This is a genomic window from Candidatus Poribacteria bacterium, from assembly GCA_026702755.1.
In the GTDB taxonomy this organism is placed as follows: Bacteria; Poribacteria; WGA-4E; order WGA-4E; family WGA-3G; genus WGA-3G.
The window spans coordinates 1-23194 of the sequence record JAPPBX010000102.1 but is presented as its reverse complement, the minus strand read 5'-3'; the positions used below and the strand labels follow the sequence as shown (position 1 = coordinate 23194).

Annotated in this window: 16 protein-coding genes; 6 read left to right on the top strand and 10 right to left on the bottom strand. The window is 47.4% G+C overall.

Translation table 11 applies throughout. The features are described 5' to 3' along the window. Positions 1 to 37: 37 nt before the first annotated feature. Positions 38 to 2635 (bottom strand): hypothetical protein, encoded by a 2598-nt coding sequence (locus OXH39_20345; protein MCY3552816.1) that lies wholly within the window; start codon positions 2633 to 2635, stop codon positions 38 to 40. A gap of 419 nt (positions 2636 to 3054) precedes the next feature. On the opposite strand from OXH39_20345, the gene OXH39_20340 reads away from it, so the two are divergent. Beyond that, complete coding sequence (locus OXH39_20340; GenBank protein ID MCY3552815.1) at positions 3055 to 3261, top strand: DUF433 domain-containing protein; 207 nt, start codon at positions 3055 to 3057, stop codon at positions 3259 to 3261. Between the two features lie 5 nt (positions 3262 to 3266). On the opposite strand, the gene OXH39_20335 is transcribed toward OXH39_20340, so the two are convergent. The 5 genes from OXH39_20335 to OXH39_20315 all read right to left on the bottom strand — a co-directional run bounded on the left by OXH39_20335 (position 3267) and on the right by OXH39_20315 (position 14228). Next, positions 3267 to 5660: a hypothetical protein gene (locus OXH39_20335; protein MCY3552814.1), complete on the bottom strand. Its 2394-nt coding sequence runs from the start codon at positions 5658 to 5660 to the stop codon at positions 3267 to 3269. Then, the gene (locus OXH39_20330; protein ID MCY3552813.1) at positions 5644 to 8073 is read right to left on the bottom strand and encodes a M1 family aminopeptidase; all 2430 of its coding nucleotides are present in this window, start codon (positions 8071 to 8073) and stop codon (positions 5644 to 5646) included. The genes OXH39_20335 and OXH39_20330 overlap by 17 nt, the downstream gene beginning before the upstream one ends. After that, entirely contained in the window at positions 8073 to 11042 is a 2970-nt protein-coding gene (locus tag OXH39_20325; protein MCY3552812.1) for a sigma-70 family RNA polymerase sigma factor, read from the bottom strand. The genes OXH39_20330 and OXH39_20325 overlap by 1 nt, the downstream gene beginning before the upstream one ends. Before the next feature lie 414 nt (positions 11043 to 11456). After that, positions 11457 to 12554 carry a mandelate racemase/muconate lactonizing enzyme family protein gene (locus OXH39_20320; protein ID MCY3552811.1) on the bottom strand — a complete coding sequence of 366 codons (1098 nt, stop codon included), beginning with the start codon at positions 12552 to 12554 and terminating at the stop codon, positions 11457 to 11459. Between the two features lie 99 nt (positions 12555 to 12653). Beyond that, a complete protein-coding gene (locus OXH39_20315; protein ID MCY3552810.1) occupies positions 12654 to 14228 on the bottom strand; it encodes a radical SAM protein in 1575 nt (524 codons plus the stop codon). Positions 14229 to 14725: 497 nt separating this feature from the next. Here OXH39_20315 and OXH39_20310 point away from each other — a divergent pair, with 497 nt between their 5' ends. From OXH39_20310 to OXH39_20295, 4 genes are all read left to right on the top strand, one after another. Further along, positions 14726 to 15805 (top strand): Gfo/Idh/MocA family oxidoreductase, encoded by a 1080-nt coding sequence (locus OXH39_20310; GenBank protein MCY3552809.1) that lies wholly within the window; start codon positions 14726 to 14728, stop codon positions 15803 to 15805. Positions 15806 to 15950: 145 nt separating this feature from the next. After that, on the top strand, positions 15951 to 16421 hold the full coding sequence (locus tag OXH39_20305; GenBank protein MCY3552808.1) for a ubiquinol-cytochrome c reductase iron-sulfur subunit: 471 nt from the start codon (positions 15951 to 15953) through the stop codon (positions 16419 to 16421). Continuing rightward, complete coding sequence (locus tag OXH39_20300; GenBank protein MCY3552807.1) at positions 16421 to 17677, top strand: cytochrome bc complex cytochrome b subunit; 1257 nt, start codon at positions 16421 to 16423, stop codon at positions 17675 to 17677. Before OXH39_20305 ends, OXH39_20300 begins: the two co-directional genes overlap by 1 nt. A 19-nt stretch (positions 17678 to 17696) precedes the next feature. Beyond that, positions 17697 to 19106: a DNA methyltransferase gene (locus tag OXH39_20295; protein MCY3552806.1), complete on the top strand. Its 1410-nt coding sequence runs from the start codon at positions 17697 to 17699 to the stop codon at positions 19104 to 19106. On the opposite strand, the gene OXH39_20290 is transcribed toward OXH39_20295, so the two are convergent. Continuing rightward, a complete protein-coding gene (locus tag OXH39_20290; GenBank protein ID MCY3552805.1) occupies positions 19006 to 19794 on the bottom strand; it encodes a tetratricopeptide repeat protein in 789 nt (262 codons plus the stop codon). The genes OXH39_20295 and OXH39_20290 overlap by 101 nt on opposite strands. A 171-nt stretch (positions 19795 to 19965) precedes the next feature. On the opposite strand from OXH39_20290, the gene OXH39_20285 reads away from it, so the two are divergent. Further along, positions 19966 to 20802: an amidohydrolase family protein gene (locus OXH39_20285; GenBank protein ID MCY3552804.1), complete on the top strand. Its 837-nt coding sequence runs from the start codon at positions 19966 to 19968 to the stop codon at positions 20800 to 20802. Here OXH39_20285 and OXH39_20280 read toward each other — a convergent pair. The 3 genes from OXH39_20280 to OXH39_20270 all read right to left on the bottom strand — a co-directional run bounded on the left by OXH39_20280 (position 20799) and on the right by OXH39_20270 (position 23027). Continuing rightward, positions 20799 to 20993 (bottom strand): hypothetical protein, encoded by a 195-nt coding sequence (locus OXH39_20280; GenBank protein ID MCY3552803.1) that lies wholly within the window; start codon positions 20991 to 20993, stop codon positions 20799 to 20801. The genes OXH39_20285 and OXH39_20280 overlap by 4 nt on opposite strands. A 21-nt stretch (positions 20994 to 21014) precedes the next feature. Next, positions 21015 to 21584 carry a nitroreductase gene (locus tag OXH39_20275; GenBank protein MCY3552802.1) on the bottom strand — a complete coding sequence of 190 codons (570 nt, stop codon included), beginning with the start codon at positions 21582 to 21584 and terminating at the stop codon, positions 21015 to 21017. 90 nt (positions 21585 to 21674) lie between these two features. After that, positions 21675 to 23027, bottom strand: coding sequence for a formylglycine-generating enzyme family protein (locus OXH39_20270; protein ID MCY3552801.1), 1353 nt, complete (start codon positions 23025 to 23027; stop codon positions 21675 to 21677). Positions 23028 to 23194 lie beyond the last annotated feature (167 nt).

The window sequence follows — 23194 nt, the reverse complement described above, 5'->3', positions numbered from 1 at the left end:
CGCTTTATTGTGCGTTGCGTAAGTCCTTGTAACGAAATTACCGGCTGTTCGTCAATATGCCCGACCAGATCAAGTGCTGTGAATCGGTCCTATCTGCTCTTTTTGTGATGGTAACATCAATATTTGCTGCCTCCATCGGCGGTTTATGGGATGGTCCACCTAATGTGATAGGTAAGGTAATTTTTTCACCATCCCGTTCAAGCGTTAACTTTATTATATCACCACCCTTCCAATCCTTGGCAGCGTCCCTGATGTCGTTAAACGTTCTCACTGGTGCACCGTTAATGCCAATCAGGTTGTCTTCATCTTTATAGCCAACCCTTGGAGACCTATGGATAATCAACCCCCTATTTGTCTGTGTCAGCGAATTGATATGAAGCATCGTATAGACCACGTAATTCCAGTTCGGAACTTGTTCACCCAATTCTATCTTAACATCCACACCCGCATTTCCGAAATATTCGGCGAGTGGCAACCTTTCTGTTCCGGAAACATACTCGCGAAAGAACGGCTCGAAATCTTTACCCGCAATGTCAGTAACAATGCGGACAACATCATCTATCGTATACGTTTCGCCGGTGGTACCAAACTCTCGATATATCTGCTTCATCACATCGTCAAGGCTCTTTTGATTCTGTGTGAGTTTGCGGATCTGTACATCCAAAGTAGCAGCAATTAGATTCCCCCCTTGGTACACCAAATCCATGTTGGCAAATTTGTTTCTCCCTGCCTCTCGCATAGAGAGTTTCCCTGACTTAGACAGATACAATTCACATGCGCGTTCAAGATCTCTGAGAAAATCGCTTTCAGAGGTAAAACCGAGTCGGGCAGAGGTAATTCTTGAATAGTACTCAGTGAATCCTTCGCTAAACCAGTATTCTTGTTCACTAAAATTGATAGTTGTCCCGTTCCAGATATGGAAAACCTCGTGTCCGACAAGTGGCACCCAAAATCGGTTGCTCGCTTCATTCAGCGCGCCACCTATCAGAACGCTAATGCTGCGTCCTGATACGCCACCTCCTAAGCGTCCTCGCGCGCCATAAGGATTCGCGACAAATATCATTTTGCCCTTCGGTGTGCCGCTGAATACTCCCGAATATGCCTTCAAGAAGGATTCAACTGTGCTTTGTATTTCGGCAGCAGCTCTCTTAAAACTTCCACCGACTGCTACAATAACCTCCGCTTCGCCAGATTTTGCCACCTTTTCGGAATGCGTACCAAGCACCATATACGCATATATCAAATCATTCTGATCTTTCACAGCAAAACGATGTCCTTCGTCTCCGATCTGGTGCCAAGGGGTTGAAACGTACCAGTCATCAGGAACATTAACACGCAGTTCAACATCGTCCACCTCACCAATGACGAATAGTGCATATCCCGGCAAGAAGATACAATCTTCCTGAACGTAAGGTGTTTCAGACCTGCCGGGGGGCCATTGCCTTTCGTCGTGGTTTAGTAATACTTTGTAATCCAGTACCAAAGGTGATTTATTCCCTACTTTAACCGCCCAGCGAGTTTTGCCGAGTTTCTTTATAGGCAATTCTCCTTGGTCAATAGTGGTAACCGCCAAATCTCGGAGATACTCAGCATAGCCGTTGCGTACTGTTTCAGTGCCAAAGCGACTCATGTATAACGGAAGTGTCTCCCCAGTGTCCTCTTTCGGCGTTAAAACACACCTGACGTGTGCCACACGCCGTTCATCTGCTTCTATTGTGACTTCATATCTCGCGGACGTAAGCACCATTTTCTCGGACTCAGGGATCACTATATCCTCATCAGAACCTGGAGACTTATCGCTATTCTCGGCGACTTGGCACTTCTCAATAATTGCTTCACCGCGATAGTCGTTTTGCCATTTGTAGGTCCAAGCGTTATCTACCTGTAAAGGGAGGTATACTTCACCTTTGACTGGAACATCGTATTCAAGCAATTCTGCTTCGGTTATGACACCATTAGCATGTTCATAGCGCATTTTCACGATGCCAATGCCTTTGGCAAACCATAAATAACGCGTGCCGTTCACAAGAGAACTCTTGAGGGGGGTGCCTGCTTTAGCCTCAGTAAAGACAGTTTTATGCTTAAGGCAGTCTGGGAAAGTCCCTGTGGTAATTTCCACCTGTTCATAACCCTCCATGGTCGTCTCCGCCTGCGATCCCCAGTGTCCTGATTGCGTCCAAGAATTCCCCACAACTAAAGGATACCTGAAAAGATCAGTATTATAGTGGAAAATGTAATACATCAACATGTACATCGGATTTGGGTCCCCTTTACCAGTCCCTTGCGTCCCAAAACCTGCAGAGATTAAAGCTGCATCTGTCCTCGTCAGATAGAAACTTCCGCTTGCTAAAGGTGCTCCACTTTCTTCATCAGTGTTGGCACTGAGTGTAATGTAACGATTCCCTTCATTAGCAGCAGTGGGTTCTTCCGATTCACCCGCGTGTGCAGCAGCACATAAAACCTGATTTGCTATCGGGGCAAATCCATGCTCTATGCCTAATATTAATATCACCGCAAGAACGGTTGAAATGGTGATTATCCGCGAAAAAAACAATTTGATGCGGGAAATTGCCCACATAATTTTCTCAGTTAGATTTATTGACAGTTGGAAACTGTCTCGTGCCTGTCGAATCATGGATTTCTCCTTTTTATTTTTTAGTGTTACTGCGATTGGTGGAGATGACTCTTAATCGTATTTGCCGATACACCTAAAAATTCCTTATCTCTTCACACATCATATCCTCAAAGTATCTGATGGTAACACCGGTAGGCGAACCAGGCACATTTTCCTCACTCCACCAAAGAATATTGCCTTATGACGTTGTGTCGTGTTTTAAAGGAGGAAAGGTTGCATAAAATGTATCTTTAGGCAACTTTTTTCATCCGTGATGTTTATTTTCCGGTAAAATTTCGGACAGGATGGCGTGTTAGAAGTCCGTGCTATTCATTCTTTTTGTGATGGATAAAAACATTTTCCCGTTGATATAAGGTTTGAAATGTAGTATACTCATAACAAATCAGACATAAAAATTATCGGAGGTTATGACCCTCAAAATGAAACCCGAACACGTGATAAACCAAGATCCTGAGATTCATGGAGGGACACCGGTGTTTTCGGGCACCCGTGTTCCTGTAAAGGCACTTATTGATCATCTCAAAGCTGGAGAGAGCCTTGACTATTTTCTTGAAGGGTTCCCCTCGGTTTCTCGGGAACAGGCAATTGCTTTTTTAGAACTCGCCTTGACCCGAACCATCTCATGACAAAATCACTGACTGCTGCCTAAAATACCATCCAAAATGGAGCGTTGGAAGTTTGTACCACCTGTGCTTTTGCTTATTGCGACACTCACCACTTCCTCTTCTATCGGCAGTTCCCCAGCTGTTCCGCCTAATGTGACGGGCAATGTGATTTTTTCACCACTTCTTTCGAGAGTTAATTCGACCACATCACCAGATTTCCAATCTTTGGCAAGTTTCGCCATGCCGCTAAATGAATTCACAGGTGTACCATTGATGGCAGCCAGATTATCTCCATCTCTAAACGCCGGGGATTTATCAATAATTAGAGTTCCCCCTTGTGTTCGTGTAAGGGACCTGATACCGAGCATCTCTTTAAGGACATAACCGAGCTCAGGAAGCGCATCTTCTATCTGCACGTCCAGACCCGCCTCTCCGAAATATTCAGCGAGCGGCAACCTTTCCGTTCCCGAAACATACTTGCGGAAGAACGGCTCAAAATCTTTACCCACAACGTCAGTGACAACGCGGATGACATCATCTATCGTATACTTTTCATCGGTGGTACCAAACTCCTGATACATCTGTTTCATCACATCGTCCAGACTCTTTTGCCCCGCGTCCATTGAGACGTGTGTGAGTTTACGAATCTGCATATCTAATGCGGCAGCAACCAGCCCGCCACCACAATAGACCAAACCCGAGTTTCCCATTTTGTCTGCTCCCGCCTCGCGCATGGAGAGTGTGCCAGCTTGACGTAGATACGATTCACAGATCCGTTCAAGGTTTTTGAAGAAATCGGCTTCAGATAGAAGCCCGAGCCGAACAGAGATAATCTCTGAATAATAATCGGTGAACCCTTCCATAAACCAGTATTCCTGCTCGTCAAAAAACTTAATGGCTGTCCCGATCCAAATATGACAAACTTCATGTGCAACCAGCGGCACCCAAAAATTTTTACTATTTTCATCTAAGGGACCCCCCATCAGCGTGCTGATGCTGCGTCCAGAAACGCCGCCCCGCGTTTCACCCTTTCCGCCATAAGGGTTTGCAACAAACAGCATCTTCTCTTTCGGGGTCCCGCCGAAAACCCTTGAATACGCATGTAAAAGTGCTTCAACTGTGCGCTGGATTTCATCAGCAGCGACTTTAAAACTGCCACCGATTGCCAATACAATCTCTGCTTCATTGGTTTCCCTATTTGACAAACGTGCTATCTTCTCAGAATGCGTACCAAGCACCATATATGCATACATCAAATCGTCTTGGTCTGCAATAGTGAAACGGTGTCCTTTATCGTCGACGTGTTGCCAAGGGGTCGAGACGTGCCAATCATCAGGTACATCAACAGACAGTTCAATATCGCTCACCTCACCAACGACAAACAAGGCATATCCGGGACAAAAAATACAGTCCTCTTGGACGTAGGGAGCCTCATCGCGACCAGGGGGCCATTCTATTTCATCATGGTTCAGCAATACTTTGTAACTTAACGTCACAGGCGACTTATCCCTTGTTTTAACCGCCCACTGCGTTTTACCGAGAAGTACCAGTGGTAGTTTTTCTCCGTCAGCATTCGTGACCGACAGATCTCGGAGGTACCTGCCATATCCATCGTGTATCCCGTTCGCGCCAAACTCACTCATAGACAATAGAAGCCCTTCGCCGTTGTCATGTTTCGGGGTTAAGACACCCCTAACATGCGCCACACGCGGTTCGTCAGCATCTATTTTAACTTCATACCTCGCTGACGCAAGTTCCATCGGGTTCTCAAGAGTGTCGGACGCACCGAAGTTGCTGACAACGTGACATGTTTCAATAACCGGCTCATCGCGATAATCGTTTTGCCATTTATATCGCCACATATTATCAACATGCAAGGGGAAGTATTCTTGCGCTTCAATAGGAACTTCATATTCAAGCAATTCGGCCTCCGTAATAACACCGTTGGAATGCTCATATCGCATCTTCACAACCCCAATCCCTTTAGCAAACCACAGATAACGTGTACCGTTCACAAGCGCACTTCTCAGTGTAGAACCTGCTTTAGCACCTGTGAAGACAGTTTTATGCTTCAGGCAGTCTGAAAAAACGCCTGCGGAAACGCCTACCTGTTCATAACCTTCCAAGCTTGTCTTCATCTGCGCGTGCCATGCGTGCGAACTACCCTCCTGTATCCAGGTATCCCCTACATCCAGAGAAAATCTGAAGAGATCCGTTGCATGGTGACCAATATAATACAGCAACATATATCTCGGCGATGGATCGGCTCGACCGGTCCCGCTGGAGCCAAAATTTGTAAGGGTCAAAACATCATCAGTTCTTTTAAAACTAAAATCTCCTTCCGCTAAACGTTCTCCATTTTCTGTAGTGGTGGTGGCACTAAGGACAATATTGCGTTCGGATTTAATTGTTTCTTTCATGAGTTTCCTCCTGAAAAGGATGATTTCCATTGCCCAACATCCCTGACCAGATTGCGCATTGCGATTCTGTGCTATCCGTTCTCTTCGTAATGGTAACATCAATAGGACCCGCCTCCAATGGGGGTTCTTTAGACGCATCCCCTTCTAACGTGATGGGCAGGATAATCTCTTTTCCCTCTCTTTCAAGGGTTAACTCCACCAGATCACCGGGTTTCCAATCTTTGGCAGCCTTTCTGATGTCGTCAAAAAACTTCACCGGTGTGCCGTTGACACCTATCAAGTTGTCGTCATTCTGATACTGCTTGGACCCGTGGATAAACATACCGCCGCCCGTCGGGCCCCCGATTGAACTGATACCAAGCATCTCATGAACGATATAGCTAAAACGTGGCAGCTCTTCGCTAAATTCCACATTTGCATCCACACCTGCATCCCTGAGATATTTTTCCAGAGGCAATTGATCTGTCCCTGCCACATACTTGCAGAAGAAGGGTTCAAAATTCTCACCCGCAACTTGGTTGACAATTCTGATGACATCACGCATTGTGTATTTGCTTCCGGTGAGACCGAATTTCCGATACATCTGCTTCATCACATCGTCCAAGCTTTTCCGGTTTTGCGTGAGACTGCGAATCTGTAAGTCCAAAGCCGCAGCAATCAGATTCCCTCCTTGATAGACGAGTTCTCGGTTGGCGGACTTGTCCTCGCCCGCCTCTCGGATAGAGAACTCACCCTGTCGGGATAGATACGATTCCCACTTGCTTTCAAGATCTCTGAGAAAATCACTCTCAGAAGTTAATCCGAGGCGGGTACAGACAATTCTTGAATAGTATTCGGTGAAACCTTCGCTAAACCAGTATTCCTGCCATTTAAAACCGATCGTTTTTCCGAGCCAGATATGGAAAACCTCATGCGCAACCAGCGGCCCCCAAAAACTCCTATCCGTTTCACTCAAAGATCCACTCGTCAGAACACTGATACTGCGTCCAGAAACACCACCTCCGCGGTGTTTCTCATCGGGGTTTGCCACAAACAGCATACGATCCTTTGGCGTGCCCTCGAAAACTCCGGAATACGTGTGTAGGAGTGATTCAACAGTTTTTTGAACTTCATCCATAGATGCTTTGAAGCGTCCACCCAGTGCAAGCACAATTTCTGTCCCATCCGCCTCCTTTGATAAACGTGCTATCCTTTCGGAATGCGTTCCAAGTAAGAGATAAGCAGACATCAAATTGTTCTCGTCCGTGATAGCAAAACGGTGTCCTTCGTTTCCAATACGCTGCCATGACGTTGAGACACGCCAATGCTCAGGAACATCAAGATAAAGTTCGATATTCCCCACTTCCGCGACAATGAACACCGCATATCCGGGCAAGAAAATACAGTCCTCTTGGAGATAAGGGGTTTCAGGCTTACCGAATTGCCACTCCCGCTCATCATGATTTAGCAATACTTTGTAGTCCAGTGTCACAGGTGCGTCATTCTCAGTTTCAACCATCCACTGTGTTTTGCCAATCTCTGTGACCGGTATTTTTTCGCCATTGGTATTGGTAGCTCTTAAATCGCGGAGATATCTGCCATATCCATCGTATAAGTTCCCAGCACCAAAATGGCTCATGGACAAGAGTAACGGCTTTCTATCTCCGTTTAGATCACCACTTACTTTCGGCGTTAAGACACACTTGACGTGTGCTACGCGCCGTTCAGTAGCATCTATTTTAACTTTATACCGCGCCGACACAAGTTCCATGGGATTATCAAGATTTTCAGGCGCACTGAAATTTCTGATGACGTGCCACTTCTCAACAATCGCTTCGTCGCGATAATCGTTCTGCCATTTGTAGGTCCATGTATTACCGATTTGCGAGGGAAGATATTCTTGTGCTTCGGCAGGAATTTGATATTCAAGCAGCTCGGCTTCTGTTACAACACCGTTGGAATGTTCATAACGCATCTTCACGAGTCCAACGCCCTCGGCAAACCATAGATAGCGCGTGCCGTCTAAGTACGCCTTCCCCAGTTCAGCATTGGGACCCGAAACGTCAGCGTCTGTGAACACAGTTTTATGTTTCAGACACGATGCGAAACTCCCAGTGGAGGTTTCGACCGTCTCATACCCTTCCAAACTCGCGGCTGCTTTTGATCCACCAGGACCCTCCCGCTCCCAACCATTTCCAGTAACTAAAGGAAATCTAAAGAGGTTAACATTACCACCATAACTAACATAGTGTAGCAACATGTACATCGGCAGCGGATAGCCGCCACTGTTTCCTCTCGTGTGAGAACCGGTAGATGCCAAAGCGGTATCGGTTTTCTTGAAACTGAGAGTCCCTTCTGCCAAATGCTCACCACTTTCCGTAGCGGCACTGGCACCCAGGACAATATTGCGTTTGGATTTAACCGTTTTTTTCATCAGTTAGAATTCTCCTTGCCTAACATCTCCAACCAGATGGCGCGTTGCGATTCCGTGCTATCTTCACTTTTCGTGATCGTAACATCAATAACTCCCGTCTCTACAGGCGGTTTTTTAGAAGCATCACCTGCTAATGTTATAGGCAGGATAATCTCTTTGCCTCCTCGCCCAATGGTTAAATCCACCACATCACCGGATTTCCAACCTTTGGCAACCTTCCTGATGTCGTCAAATGTCTTCACCGGTGTGCCGTTGATACCTATCAATTCATCGTCATCTTGGTACTGCGGTGAATGGTGGATGAACATACCACCATCTGTTGGCCCCCCAAGAGAATTAATCTGAAGCATCTCAAAAAGAATATATCCAAGGCTCGGAAGTCTTTCACCAAAGTCTATCTCAACATCCATACCGGCATCCTTAAGATACGCCTCTAACGGCAACCGCTCTGTCCCTGCCACATATTTGTGGAAGAAGGGTTTAAAATCTTTACCCGTAATCTGGCTGACGATCCTGATGACATCGTTCATCGTGTACGTGCTGTCGGTAAGACCGAATTTTCGATACATCTGCTTCATCACATCGTCTAAGCTGCTTCGGTTTTCCGTGAGATTGCGAATTTGCAAGTCCAAAGCCGCAGCGACTAAACTACCGCCATCATAAACGAGTTCTCGGTTAGCAGATTTATCTTTCCCTGCCTCTCGGATAGACAACTCCCCCTGTTGGAATAGATACGCTTCCCACCTGCGTTCAAAACTCCTGAGAAATTCGCTTTCAGAAGTAAGTCCAAGACGGACAGAAACAATATCTGAATAATATCTCGGGAAACCCGCGCCCAACCAATATTCCTGCTCCTTAAAATTGAGAATCTGCCCGCCAATCCAGAGAGAGGAAACCATGTATCCCACCAGCGGTAACCAAAAACGTCTGCTCGCTTCATCCAATTCACCACCGATCAACACGCTGATGCTGCGTCCGGACGCACCGCCACTCATGCTTCCCTTTTCGTGATATGGGTTTGCGACAAATAACAGCTTACCGCTCGGGGTGCCACCAAATATCCCTGAATATGCGTTCAGCAGTGCCTCAACAGTACCCTGGACTTCATTCATAGACGCTTTGAAGTGTGCACCAGCCGCCAGCACAATCTCGGTATCCCCAACCTTCGCCAGATGCTCACAGTGTTCACCAATCACGAGATACGCAAACATCAAGTCGTCCTGATCCTTGCAAACGAAACGGTGTCCATCAGACTCAATCCGCTCCCAAGGCGTTGAGACATGCCAATTATTAGGAACATCAAGGTACAGTTCAATATCGCTCACCTCACTGACAACAAACAGCGCATACCCCGGACAGAAAATACAGTCCTCTTGGACATAAGGGGCTTCATCTGGACCCGGTGCCCACTCCCGTTCATCGTGATTCAGCAACACTTTGTAACGCAACGTTACAGGGGATTCATCTCGTGTTTCAACTAACCACTGTGTTTTGCCGATCTCCTCTACCGGTAACCTCTCACCTTTTGCATCGGTAACGGTCAAATCTCGAAGATACCGACCATATCCATCATATACCCACTCCGCCCCAAAGCGACTCATAGATAACAGCAACGGCTTTTGGTCCTCTCTTGCGCCGTTGTTAACTTTCGGTGTTAGTACACACTTGACATCCGCCACGCGTCGTTCAGCGGCTTCTATTTTAACCTCATATCTCGCTGAAGCAAGCTCCATTGGGTTATCAAGATTCGCGGGATGACTGAAATTCCGGATGACGTGCCACTCTTCAACGATCGCTTCATCGCGATAATCGTTGTGCCATTTGTATGTCCACTGCGTGCCAATTTGCGAAGGTAGATATTCTTGTTCTTGGACAGGCATTTCATATTCAAGCAACTCGGCTTCTGTAATAACACCACTGGAATGCTCATAGCGCATCTTCACGAGTCCAACGCCCTCGGCAAACCACAGATAACGCGTGCCGTTTATATATGCGTTCCCGTCTTCAGCATCGGGGTCTTCCACGTCAGCGTCTGCGAAGACAGTTTTATGTTTCAGACACGATGCGAAACTCCCAGCAGAGATTTCGACATCTTCATACCCTTCCAAGGTTATTGTTGCCTTCGATTGGTGAGGACCTTCCTGCTCCCAACGACTTCCAATAACCAAAGGGAATTTAAAGAGGTTTATCTCATTACGACGATGGTTAATATAGTGTAGCAACATGTACATTGGTAGCGGGTAGTCACCTCTGAGTCCTGTCGTACGAGAACCGATAGATGTGAAAACCTTATCGGTTTGACTGAGGTCGAAACCGCCTTCCGCTAAATGTTGACCGGTTTCGGTTGCCGCGGTGGCTTGAACACCAATGTATCGCGGTTCGCTTTTCAATAAATTTGGACTTAAGTTTTCTCGAAGCATCGACTCCTCCTGCTCCAACCGTTTTCGTGCACGATATAGTCGACTTTTCACTGTGTTCAGAGTTACATCCAAACGCGTACTTACCTCCTCACATGTCAAGCCGTTGAAATAGTGCAATACCATCACTGAACGTTCTGCTTCTGGTAACTTCTGAAGAAGGCGTTCCACAACTTCACGCAATCCATCCGTTGATGCTTGCGTCTGCTCCTTCTCAAGATACTGCGTATAGAATACCGTTTCTAACTCGGCTTTCGGCATCGCATCCAGTGATTGCATGGTAATCGGCTTCCGCCGCAGCCATTCAATACACTGACGTTTTGCTATTACATATAACCATCCTAAAAAACGATTGGTGTCTCTTAAATTTGGAAGTGACTTAAAAGCCTGAATGAATGTGTCCTGCGTAATTTCTTGTGCCGCGTGGAAATCACCGATCTCACGCCATGCAAGCGAATGAATCCACTTCCGATGTCTTTCCATCAGCACGGTGAACGCACCTTCATCACCCGACAAGACGCGTTGAATCAGCGTAACGTCTTCATTTTTCATAACAATCCTCCAAAGCCATCTGATAACAAGTTTCGACTTGCAAGTTTCGCCGAAATTGCCTTGTGACGTTATGTCGTATTTTAAGGAAGGAAAGGTTGCATAAAATGCATTTTATGCAAAAATTTTTTGTTATTGTGGAGAAAATGGAAGGAAGTGCTTATATAAAAACCTAAGTTGCTACTAACAAATTCTGAACGTTCCAACGACGGTTTTAGGTATTTTCCTCACCCCAGCGGGGTGGTATATCTATAGAAATCGGGATCCACAACTTCTTGCACTCCAGCGGAGTGCTATGTGCACAAACAGGTGGCAACTTAGGTATATAAAAAAAATTGTAGTGGAGCAAGTTTACGGGCACCCACAAGGGGTGCCTCTACAGGAAACCTCGCCAGCAAAGAAGAAGCGTTTACGCTTCTAATAATCGGCGATGGAGCCATCCGCCAATCGACTGTTCGGCCAAGTGAAACGTCTACCCTCCTCCTGTCCGACTTCAATAACCTTTGCCTCATCCACCTCGACCCCTAAACCGGGGCCTTCAGGAAGCGACACATAGCCCTCCTCGTCCATCTCCCACGTCTTGCGAGCAACACCCTCTGGAAGGACGTTCTCATAGCCTTCGTGGATAAGGAAAAACGGCACAGCAGCGGATAAGTGAAAACTCGCAGTGAGACCGAGGTAGGACATCGTGCAGTGCGGTGCGATCGGGACGTGATGCGCTTCCGCGAGTGCCGCGACCTTTTTAACCTGTGTAATGCCCCCACCGTGTCCAACATCGGGTTGAAGGATGTCAATCACCTGCGCCTCAAGGATTTCACGAACCTCCCATATTGTGCGGTCGCGCTCCCCTGTCGCCAGTGGTACAGGAACGGACTCCCTGATTTTGCGCATCACTTCGATATTGCCCGGAACCCACGCTTCCTCTAAAAAGAGGAGGTCATCGGGCTGTAAGCAACTCGCGAACTGTTTGACGATAGGTGGTGGCAAGCAGCTATGCGCATCAAACATAACAGCACCGTCGGAACCGACCCTCTCCCGCGCGTCCCGCACCCGCTGAACGAGATCCGCGATCTCATCAGGGGAACCTGCAAACGGCTTAGAACCTCCCGGTCCCGTTTTAATCGCTTTCGGACTCGGATACTTCCAAATTTTATCGCGGCAGGGACCTCCAAGTAGGCGATAGACCGGCACACCCCAGAGTTTTCCGGCAATATCCCACAACGCCATATCAATAGCGGAGATCGTATGCACCATCAACCCACCACCCCGGATGTTGCGATGCGCGCGGAACAGACGTTGCCAGTGATGTTCAATACGCGTCGGGTTCTCACCAATAATCATTTCCGACAACGAACGCGCCAACGCACAGGTGACGGTTGTCTCCATATTATTGATCTCGCCCCACCCCGTAACACCCATGTTCGTTTCAATCTTGACGTAGGCTTTCACACCCATCGGGAAAGCCTCAAGGTTTGTCACTCGAATCTGTGAACCCTTATCTTCATAGTCTGCCATTTGATGATGTCCTCTCTTTCCGTGTAGTCTATAAGTCTATACCGCGTTCCCTTACTGACCGCTGACGGCTATTCTTCTGAAAACCGACAACCATTCTCCTCATATCTCCTTCCGATTTTGCCCCGTCGGGCTGTCTGCTATAGTTAAAGCCCTGCTCTGCTCCGATTTGAGATAAGCGTTCGGATCGTAATGCAAAGCACCCTCTGGAAGCCACTCCCATAACGGACCCAGGTCATTTCGTATGCGATCTACATAGAACTGCGGGAGTTCTGTTGTTTCCTGTTCAAAGTAAGCGCGAAACTTCGGATCGGTATCAAATTGCCGAAGCATTTCTCTATGCATCTTCATTTTACCAGCTCGCGCCTCTATACCTCTTACAACATTCGTCCATCGTGGAATCGGCTCCTTATTGACTCTGCAACGATTTACAATCGATTTCCATGAGAACGCGTGATCGTTTAAATCAATCATATATGTGTAGAATTCGGTCCATGAATAATTACTCGGTTTTACGTTCGTGCATAAATTGTTCATGAAATGAAACGGTATCGGTATAACACGATTCGCACGTTGGTAATCGAGATTCAGTACTGCGGCCCTTCCATAAGCGGTAACGATATTGTAGGCTGGATATATGCCGGGAGTCATATCTACAAATCGTTTCGTCAATTCAAAAGGTTCCGCACCTTCATCGGTATCGAGTCCGAACACAAAATTAGCTTGAACATAAGGGATATATCTCAAGATAGTATTGACCTCATGAGAGATCTTTCGGACCTTCTCCATCCCCATCATTGAACCTGTTTTTGATTTGTTGCCGAGGTCAAACCACGACTCAATACCCGGTAGGATCGCTTTAAACCCATTCTTCTGGAGACGTTTGAGATGTCGCTCAGGCAACAGCGACAAACTACTTTCGGCAATGAAACGGATGCTATTTGGCGGTATCGCCTCTTCAATCGCACCCATATAGTCATCAAATCGAACCCCGAAATTCGGATCATGCCAGCCGACTATAGGATGCTTGACTTGAGCCAAAAGAAAACGGAGATCCTCCTTGATAACATCAAAATCGAGCGGTTGATACGGGATATCCGCATCAATACAGAAAGCACAAGTATACGGGCATCCAAGACTTCCTAACATCGGGATGCCCTTGAAAAGCCATGCTTTTTGCAATATCGGTTCAATAAACGACCAACGCTCACGGACGCTCGGAAGTTCCACCGGTTGTTGTTTCGCAGCCATATAGGCACCAATCGGACGATATTTTGAACAATCAGATAAGACTTCTCTAATGACGGTTTTATCCGTAAAACCCAGCACGTAATCAAAGTATTGCTGTGCATCCTCCGGGTAGCATCGCGCGTGTGGACCCCCTAATACAGTGATGACACCTTCCGACCTAAGGCGGTTGCTTAAGGCATAAGCAAGTTGTGCACCGAGCGTAAAGGTCCCGATAATTGCGAGGTCCAGGTCATCTGGCAAATCTTCAATTAAATCTTCATGACCCGTATAACATACAAATGTAACATCGTGTCCTTCTGCCCTACACCAGACCGCTATTGCTTGAGGCATAATACTTGCAAAGTTCGGATACATAACACGTCCGTATAAAGAATGACGACTCTTGTTAGTCGTCAAATCAATAACCGCAATTTTTTTTCGATTCATAGGCACTCCTCCGAAAAACCGTCAAAATTTTCGATAAATTACTTCCCAAAAAATATATGGGGATTGAAACTTATTCGCCATTGTTCTTAACGAGCATTGGCGAAAAGTGTTATCGTTTTTATAGTAAAATCCGAAAATATGTTTACAGGTCGTCAGGGAACAAACACCCCACCGCCGCTGGCGAGGGAGCTTTTGCGGATTTCCCCAATGTCTGGCAATTTTTTATTCATCGACGCTTCACTCCTTTAGAAATCATGTAGCAGAGAATAACATATTGATGAGAAATAGTCAATCAGATATGGTATTAGTAGCCACCCGTTCCCAATAACGGGTAGCGGCTGATCCTTCGCCTACAAAATAGGGACAAGGCTAAGAGATAAAAACATGGATGTCTCGGGAATCTTAGGGAAAAATTTGACAAAAACAGTGAGGGAGTGATAGAATAGTCAGCACGGTTTTAGGAATTTGCTTGAATACCAAAATAAGGAGATTAACAGATGGCAAATCAGACATACCGTGTCGGAATCATTGGCTGCGGCGGAATGGGCAGGTCCCACACCAGAGCATGGACGGCACATCCCAGGGCAGAAGTCGTAGCAATAATGGACATCTACGAAGAGGCAACAAAACGCATCACAGACGAGTACGATGTATCCGCTGTCTACACCGACGTTGACGAAATGTTAGCAAAAGAGGATTTGGACATCGTCAGCGTTACAACATGGCAGGGACCGAGGGCGGAAGCCACGGTCGCCGCAGCGAAAGCAGGTGTGAAAGGGATTATCGGTGAGAAGCCCATGGCAGCTTCACTCGGGCAAGCTGACGCTATGATTGCTGCCTGTGAAGAGAACGATGTCAAGCTTGTCATCGGTCACCAAGGCAGGTTCGCGCCTGGAAATATAGAGACACGCAGACTCGTCGCTGCCGGAGCGATTGGTGAACCAACAACTGTCCACCACAGTGCCAAAAGGCACGCAGGACTGTTGAATACAGGCACACACGCCATCGATGGGTGGCGATTCATTCTGTCTGATCCTGAAACACTGTGGGTCATCGGACAGACCTCCCGCGAGAGCGATCGGTGGGAACGTCGCACGATTTGTGAGGACCTCTGTATGGGCTTGGTCTGTTTTGAAGGCGGCGCACGCGGTATCTACGAAGGCGATCTGCCGGAACCGTCAGTCTCCATGCCCAGAATCGCTGGAACAGAGGGACAAATTCGTAACGGACCTGACGGCACAATTCTGCTCCAAAACGGAGACGCGAAGGGTTGGCAAAGCGTTACACCACCTCCACAAATGAAAAATCAGTACGATGAACTCATCGAGTGGATCGAAGGGGACATTTCTGACCATCGCGGCAGCGGCGTTCAAGCACGCTACACGCTTGAAATCATGATGGCTATCTATGAATCGTTGCGCATCAAAAATGTCGTTACAATGCCGATGGAAACGAAAGAGTTACCCCTTGAACTCATGGTTAACGACGGCACGCTCCCCGTCTTAGTCGAAGGCAAATACGATCTGCGTAGACCATTTGAAGGGCAAACGTGGCAAAAGCCTAAAAAAGCGAAGTAACGTGAGTTTGATAAATGTAGCGCAAACTTTATAGTTTGTGCCAGATGTGCAACATCCGCAAAGTTTGTGCTATTATCCTTGTCTTTAGCGTGTGCAAATGGAGCTCGCAACACATCCGAGATGTTTAATCAAAAGGAGGAAACGGATGGAGAAACGGGGAAACCGACGCTCATTCTTAGGAATCGCAAGTGCTATTATCGGGGGAGTGCTAAGCCTCGCAGCAGGCATTCCCCTCATCGGCTTTGCGATTTCGCCCGCTTTCAAAAAAGGGGAGTCAAAATGGGTTGACTTGGGTCTCGCCGATCGGCTCAAAAACAGCCGCTTTAAAAAGGTAGACTATACCTTCACTGCGAAAGACGGCTGGGTCCAAGCAACGAAGAAACGCTCCGTCTACGTAACCGATACTGGTAACGGGGAGTGGAGCGTTTTCTCGCGAACCTGCTCACATCTCGGTTGCCTCGTCCGATGGGACGAAAAACAGGATTCCTTTCTCTGTCCATGTCACGGTGCCATATTTGATAAGAATGGAGCAGTTGTCGCTGGTCCGCCGCCGGAACCCTTGCAGAAACTCGAAACCAAAGTCGAAGCAGGCATTTTATATGTAAAGGAAACGTAATGAGGGAATTTCTCAAAGAACGCCTCCCGCTAACGGAGTTCTCCGAGCATTTACGCAAACCTTTACCGAAACACATCAACCTGCTCTTCTCACTGGGTAGCTTGGCGATGTTTCTGCTGCTACTTCAGGCGGCTACGGGCGCGTTTTTAGCACTATACTACTCGCCCTCACCGGAGCATGCCCATAACGCGGTAACTTACATCAGCGAAGAGGTTCCGTTCGGCGCGTTCGTGCGTGGCTTGCACCATTGGGGTGCCAGCGCGATGGTCATTATCGTCTTTCTGCATCTGCTCCGTGTTGTTCTCTACGGTTCATATAAGGCACCGCGTGAACTCACATGGATCTTCGGTGTTCTGCTGCTATTGGTCGTACTCGGCTTTGGGTTCACCGGCTATCTTCTTCCATGGGATGAGAAAGCGTATTGGGCGACGGTCGTAGGGGTCGAAATCGCCAGTACTGCCCCAGTCCTCGGCGATTTCGTAGCGAAGGTTTTACGCGGCGGAGCGGAGATAGGCGCGGTGACACTGTCCCGGTTTTACGCACTCCACACGATCTGGTTGCCGTGGTTAGCCTTTGGTTTGGTCGGCGTGCATCTCTTCTTCGTCCGATATTACGGCTCCTCAGGCATACCCCAGAATACGCCAGAAGAAATGCCTTCTCAACCTATAGAGGAGGGGAAACCCTTCTATCCGCATCAGGTCTTTGAAGACGTTGTTGGAATGCTCATTCTCTTTGTGGTATTAGCATGCGTCGCGCTGTTCGTCCCTGTTCCACTTGAAGATGTCGCCGATCCGACAAACGCTGATTACGACCCGCGCCCCGAATGGTATTTTCTGTTCCTATTCCAACTGCTGAAGTACTTCCAAGGTCCCCTTGAAATCATTGGAACATTTGTAATTCCGACGGTCGGTATGGTCCTACTGCTCCTCCTCCCGTTCTTAGACAGAAGCGAGCGCGCTGTCCTCTGGAAACGCCCAATCGCGTTGACGGTCACAAGTGTCTCTGTTGTGGCAATTGTAGGACTGACAATCCTCGGTGCGAGTTCACCGAAACTTGAAACACAAGAAGCACCACAACCCACAGCCGAAATCGAAAACACTGTGCCTACGGAAGCGGTTGAGGAAGCGGAAGAAGTCTTTGATTTTCAATTGACAGAAGAAGAAATTGAGGGAACGGAAGAAGCGGAGGAGGTGTTTGACTTCCAACTGACAGAGGAAGAAATTGAAGGCGCAAGAGAAGTGGGAGAATCGCAATAACTTTTTGATGCGTTTGCACATGAAAAACCGAAACTTGGAAGAACAATTCACGCTCTTTCCCATAGATACCGAGTTTGAAACCTCAAAAGAGGAAACGACCTCTGACGGGGTAGAGTTGGTTTCGTTCCGAGAACTCGTCCCTGAAATCAACGATACCGGCTACTTGACACACGCTATTTTCGCATATCCTGCGAAATTTATCCCACAGATCGTTCGGTACGCGATTAAAACCTATACAAAAGAAGGGGATTGGATTGTTGATCCGTTCGCAGGTTCAGGAACAGTGGGTGTCGAGGCGTATCTGTGCAAACGCAACGCCGTTCTACTCGATCTCAACCTACTTTTAAATCATATCATGCCACTGAAAATTTATCGCGGGACAGATAGGTTAAATGAAGCGGATTTGTGCAAACTGTTAGAGGGAATGCAAGAGAGTCGTCACCAATTCACACCTGCTTGGTCAAATGTTGCCTACTGGTACGCCCCTGAAATGTTAGAGGTCTTGTCATGCTATTGGGGTTTCATCAATAACACGGACGGTGGGGTCTATTCTACCATTATCAAATCAGCACTGTTAAAGGCGAGCAAACGTTTCTCCTATACAGAGGACAGAACACCGAAACTTGCCAAATCCAAGCGTAAGTTAAGTGCCATAGAAGAACTGCTCAAGGAAAATTGGAGAGAAAAGTTAGATGAGATGCTTTACAGCCTCTCCCTGAAAACATTAAAAAGCCTTAACGACTTCGTGATGCACACGCAGCAACATCAAAACGAGGGATCCCCAGAGGTACACTGGCAGGGAGGCGTTGATTCATCTTATGCCACTGTGCCAAGAGAATGTGACGCGCTAATCACATCACCGCCCTACCTCCAAGCACAAGAATATATCCGCTCTACGAAGATGGACCTCTTTTGGTTAGGGCATACTGAGGAGGAGATTCAAGAATTATCACGGCTTGAGATTCCGTATCGGAAGGCAGATAGGATGATTCAGACCGAAACGTTGGACAAAGTCAGAGAAATGCTCACTCGGGACGACCTCCACAAACGGCTTGACTCCTATTTCTGCCATACAATCAATGCCCTTGAAAATTCGATGAATCAATTGAAACCAAACGCAGCTGCTTGCATCTTTGTCGGCAACCCACGGATTGATGGCATAACGGTTGAACTCTGGCGAATATTGGCGGAGTATTTCACGGAGCGTGGATTTGTGTTCGAGAAAGTTTATGAGGACAGGATTAAAACCCGGAAACTCTTCGGCGCACGGAAGAATAAGAACCCGGACGGAATGAAGTCGGAATTTTTGCTGATTTTAAGGAGGGATGCTACTTATCAACCAGCTGCTCAGCAGTGCGGACCTGCTCTTCAAGATGAGGAAGACCCTCTGCCCGCTCCAAGAATATCTCTAAATAACGACGCATCATAAGTGGATCGCCATTTTTTTGATATGCCTGCGCGAGACGATAGTAAGCCTCCGCGTCACTGTCATCAAGAGATAAACCTTTTTCGTAGGATTGGATAGCGGAAAGAGATTCCTCGTTCTCCTCGTAAGCGAGTCCGAGGTTAAAATAGACATCAGCATCGCCCTCTTCTATTTCGAGTCCTGCCTCATAAGTCTTAATAGCGTCCTGATACATCTCGCGGTGCAGATAGGCATCCGCGAGGTTGTAATAGGCATCAACAAAGGTCGGTTCTGATTCAAGGGCGTTATGAAAGGCATCGAGTGCTTCCTCGAACTGATCTGTTAGGTCGTAAGCATAGCCGAGATTGTTGTAGAAGGCGGGATTTCCGGGAGACAACTCAAGTGCAGCGAGGAACATATCAATCGCAAGCGCAAATAGGCGGGTATCGGTATAGACCAAACCGAGGTTGTTATAGGCGTGCGGATGTTCGTCATCAAGCGCGATAGCGTTTTGAAAAGATTCTATCGCTTTCTCATATTCACCCAACTCACGGTAGACATTGCCGAGTTGAATATGTCCCTCCGCATCTGTCGGATTAAGTGCCTGCCCCATTCTGAGTTTTAAGGCATCACGTTGAAGTTCCCGTCTCTGCTGCTGCGTCTGATCAGACGGATTACAGCCGAACAGCAAACCTATTAAAAGGATTACCAAAGGTACAAAGTCGCAAAAACAAGAAAGGAAAAAATTGGAAGGGCGAAAAGATGGAAAGAACTTCGTTGGAAGGATGGGCAGACGCTGTCCTCCAATCTTCCAATCCTTTAACCCTTGCAACTTGCAAACTTCCAAACTTTCACACATTTGCAAACTTTCCGAGGAATATCTATGATTATTGATACACATACACATTTCTACGATCCAACACGACCTGAAGGTGTGCCATGGCCCAATCCGGATGACGATGTGCTTTACCGACGCGTCATGCCAGACGATTACAAAGCACTCGCAGTTCCTGAAGGAGCGACAGGCACCGTCGTTGTTGAGGCAAGCAAATGGCTTGAGGATAACCAGTGGATTCTGGATCTCGCTGCAGACGAGCCTTTCATCGTCGGATTCGTTGGACACTTAGAACCCGACGACCCAGACTTTGAGGATAACTTGAATCGGTTTTCTGCAAATCCACTTTTCCGCGGGATACGCCTCGGTGGCGGACATCTACAGGCGATCGGTGACAGCACGTTCTTAGCGAATATTGAGAAACTGGCAGCCAAAGAACTCACCCTGGATCTACTGATTAATCCCGGAATGTTATCAACACTGCCGACACTGGTTGAACATACACCGGAGATGCGCCTCGTTATCAACCACATTGCTGGTGCGCGCATATCAGAAGAGCCACCCGATCCGGGGTGGGTCTCCGCAATCAACGAAGTCGCTCGCTATCCAAACATCTACTGCAAAGTTTCGGCTCTGGCAGAAAATACCGGACAAATCCCCGCACCGACAGATGTCGCCTATTACACCCCAATAATCGATGTCTTATGGGAGGCGTTTGGTGAGGATAGACTCATCTACGGAAGCAATTGGCCCGTATCCGAACGCTTCGCCCCATATAAAGTCGTGCAACAGATTGTGAACGACTATTTCAGCGCGAAAGGCGACGCAGTGAAAGCCAAGTATTTTTGGCAGAATGCTAAGGCAGCGTACCAGTTAGTGATTTAAGGTGCCCCGGGAGGCGGCTCCGTGAATTTCTCACCGCGCGCCTCCGCTGCCAACCTTCGGCTATTCCACTCAGCCATCTCTCGGTAAGCCTCCGCTCTGCCTTCGGCTCTACCTTCCGCTCTGGCTTCCGCGCTGACTTGGGCTTTAAGTTCTCGCTCTCTTTTGAGAGTGTCTCTAATACGTTGAAACATAATGTCAACTGCGGTAACACATTATGCGACCCAGCGGATAAACTCGCCCGCCGGTTGCCGTTTCGGTTGCCCAATGTCGGCGGGGTAACCCGTGTAGAAGAAGCCGATGATATACTCCTGTGACGAATCAATGCCTAACAACTGATACGTCTGTTCTTCAAATGTGATTCTACCGGTGCTCCACTGCATCCCGACCCCAGCATCCCATGCAGCGAGTTGCACGTTCTGCATCGCACAACAGGCAGCGGCGTAGTCTTCGCGGCGGCGTTGTTCATCGCCCTCTTGTATACATGATACCGCAATAATCGTCGGCTTAGACATAAACTTCTCGTAAGCCAGTTCACCGATTTTGGCGAGATTCTCAGCATCAACGTGGTCGGGTGTATCCTCCATTTTAATCTCTCGGTAGCGGTCTGCAAGGATTAGTTTTGTCTCCTCACCGATCACAGTGAAACGCCACGGTTCCGTAACATGGTGATTGGGTGCCCATATTCCGAAACTGAAAACCTGTTCAATGACATCGTTCGGCACCGGTTCCGGTTTGAACTTAAAAATAGTCCGTCGTGAAAGAATCGCGTCTTTAACATCCATTATGTTGCATCCTCCTTATAGAATTGAATTATACTCTACTGGACAGTTAATTGCAAGATGTTGGTTTCTTCGCAATTCGCCAACTCCTCACTAATGTGTTACAGGCTTAACGCAACGGAATCCACGAGCCTTGTTCGTGATTTTCGGCGTGAACCTTGTCCGATCAGAAACCCGCACAAACTTCGCATCACTAACCCAAGAGCCGCCGCGCAACACACGAACGCTTTTAATATTCATCCAATCAGATACGATAGTATCCACAGTGCCACCGGAAACAGGATTATGAGGTGGAGAAACAGAATAAAAGTCGGGATTGTATTCATCAAGGCACCATTCCCAGACGTTGCCTGCCATATCGTATAACCCGCTTGCGTCCAGAGGATACATTCCGACGGGTGTCGTATCGCCGACATTTTCACCATAGTTTGCTGTGTCCGCATTAATGGCACGCCAATGCCAAGAACTCCGTGCTGCGCGCTCCCATTCTGCTTCTGTCGGCAGGCGTTTCCCGCGCCATTCTGCATAAGCCATTGCTGCGTACCAACTCACATAAACAACGGGGTGGTTGCCTTTGTCGGGTGGATAATCATTTCCATTCCAATGCTTCAGATAATCTCCATCGTGATATTTTTTTGGGATACGATTTTTCTGCCACTGTGGGTTCGCATCAATAAATTCCTTATATTGTGCATTTGTCGTTTCGTATTTGTCCATATAGAACGCATCGAGGTGGACGTTGTGATGTGGCTTCTCATCTGTTTCGGCATCTTTTTCCCGCTTGTCGCTTCCCATCCTAAAAAATCTGCCTGCCCTAAAGAACGCCATATCAGGTGGGATCGGACTTCGCGGACCTGCCACATCTCGAAGTTTACCCTCTATCATTCTCAGATGTCCTGTGATTGCTTTATCGAGGGAATCTGTAAGGTTACCGCGCCAATCCTCTTCTCTTATATAAGTCATAGCGATCGTGTTCGTGGCTGGATCGGCGGCAGTCAGTCCCCAGATCCCGGATCGACCCCCTAACGCGATTTCCTCAACAGTTCTGAGCGTTTTTTTGTCAATCGCGTGGAGACTCCTAAAGATTCCCGAACCCCCACCCCAGTCGTCTAAAGGGACAAAAATGTACCGATTCGTTTCAACTGCATACTCAGTTAGAATCTTATAAGAACTGTACCTGCCGCTATCATCTTCATACGGTATGCGGAGTTCTATGTAATCAGGGGTGCGGATTACGTTCTCACCTTGAAAATTTACTTCAGTACTTCCATCTCCACTTAACCACCGAACGACAAACGTAGTTTTGATGAGTGCTTCTTCTAAAGGCATTTCTAATTTAACAAAATCTTCAACAGATTCCTCTTTAACTTGCAGTTGTTGTGCATATAGAAACTGTTGGCTCAAGATTAACATCAATAGACAGATGATTAGGCAAAATCTCTTCATATTTTCTCCATTGCCTTAGACGGCTACGGCACACGGATGAAGATTAAGAATTTAATCGGGTAATTCTGTGGCGTGTGCCTGATCGGGATTACAAATCCCTCCTACAATTAATTGAGGGTGTTTCATAAATAATAGTTGCCAAAAGTCAGGATACTGGGTATCCTTCA